Source organism: Marinimicrobium locisalis, from assembly GCF_039822625.1.
In the GTDB taxonomy this organism is placed as follows: Bacteria; Pseudomonadota; Gammaproteobacteria; order Pseudomonadales; family Cellvibrionaceae; genus Marinimicrobium; species Marinimicrobium locisalis.
The window spans coordinates 1-1,446 of the sequence record NZ_JBDLLG010000070.1 but is presented as its reverse complement, the minus strand read 5'-3'; the positions used below and the strand labels follow the sequence as shown (position 1 = coordinate 1,446).

The window sequence follows — 1,446 nt, the reverse complement described above, 5'->3', positions numbered from 1 at the left end:
GCTTATCCGTATATGGTCTCCTCCCCGTTTGCAAGGTCTCAGTGCTCGATGTCAGGGACAGGTTTGCGTCCGTATATCCGGCCTGTTTCACGAGGCGGCTTTGTCGCCTCTGGCCTTGATGGAAGATCCGCGCCTGCCGTCCTCATCGCCCTAACGGCCTCAAGGGCCCTCAGATAAGCCAGGTTTCCGGCAGGCCGGTTTGACCTGTTGTGCCATCGATCGCTGTGACCCTCGCAACCTGAGGGAAGGGTAACCTCCGTAATCGTCTACTTTGTGTCGCTTGCTTGCTCCACTCGCTCCCTGGTTAACCTATTCGGCCATTCGCTCCTCAAGTGGCCGGTACCGCTCGCCTCGGGCTATGATCACCCAAGCCATGCGGACTAACTTGTTCGCCAGCGCTACGGTGGCCTTGTTCACGCCTCGCTGCGCTTTGATTCTCTGGATCCAGCGGCTGAGTTGATCGCTTTTCTGGTCAACCCGCGAGACCACCGCTCGAGCCCCGTGCACGAGCTGAGCTCGCACGTAAGGATCGCCTCGTTTACTGATCCCCAGCAAAACCTCCTTGCCTCCGGTGCTGTTCTGCCTTGGCACCAGCCCCAGCGCTGCGGCCGCATCCCGACCCCGCTGGAACTGCTGACCATCACCCATCCAGCCTTTGAGCACGCTGGCGACCATCAGGCCCACACCCGGTAATTCATCCAGGCGCTGACAGACCTCGTCCGCCTTGGCTTGTCGCTCCACCTCCTGGTCGTACCAGGCCAGCTCCTGCTCCACTTCCAGAAAGCGCCGGTACTGACGATTCAGCAACTGCCGGGCCCAAGTACTCAACTCGTTCTCGGCATCTTCCAGTGCCAGGGGCAGCTCCCGGCGCAGGGCCGCTATCCCTTTAGGGATGATAACCCCGTATTCAGCAAGAAGTCCTCGCAACCGGTTGCTCATCCGAGTCCGTTCGTTGCTCACGCTGCGACGCAGCTTGTGCAACATCTGCTCATCCTGCTGCTCGACGCTCTTGATCGGTACCGGACGGATCCGTCCGTGCTCACAGGCCTCGGCGATTGCCTGAGCGTCGTTGTAGTCATTCTTCTGCCCCCGCAAATACCCCTTGACGTGTTGCGGAGGCAGTAAGACGACCGTATGCCCTTGCGCCTGGATGGTTCTTGCCCAGTAGTGCGAGCTCCCGCAGGCCTCCATGGCAACCGTGCAGGGGGCCAGCTTCGCAAGCCGGTTCAGTAACTGCTTGCGGCGCACCTTGCATTTCCAACCGCACTGGCCTTTCGGGCCCAGCCCGTACAGTGCGAATTCGTTCTTTGCGAGGTCAATGCCAATCGTTGTAAGCTTTGCCATGGTCTCCTCCCACTCATTTCAGATAGGAATGTCTTCTCCTTCCCTATCTTGGCACATCGCGATGCCGGTTAAAGAGGGGAGGAGACCATCTCATCGCCCTAC

At 59.6% G+C, this 1,446-nt stretch carries 1 protein-coding gene; it reads right to left on the bottom strand.

The window, feature by feature from the left end; genetic code table 11:
* Nucleotides 1-309 precede the first annotated feature (309 nt).
* Nucleotides 310-1,344: an IS110 family RNA-guided transposase gene (locus AAE514_RS18420; RefSeq protein ID WP_347333027.1), complete on the bottom strand. Its 1,035-nt coding sequence runs from the start codon at nucleotides 1,342-1,344 to the stop codon at nucleotides 310-312.
* Nucleotides 1,345-1,446 lie beyond the last annotated feature (102 nt).

Excerpts from the sequence above, each read along its gene's own strand:
- AAE514_RS18420 (WP_347333027.1), bottom strand. The coding sequence starts at position 1,344 with ATGGCAAAGCTTACAACGATTGGCATTGACCTCGCAAAGAACGAATTC.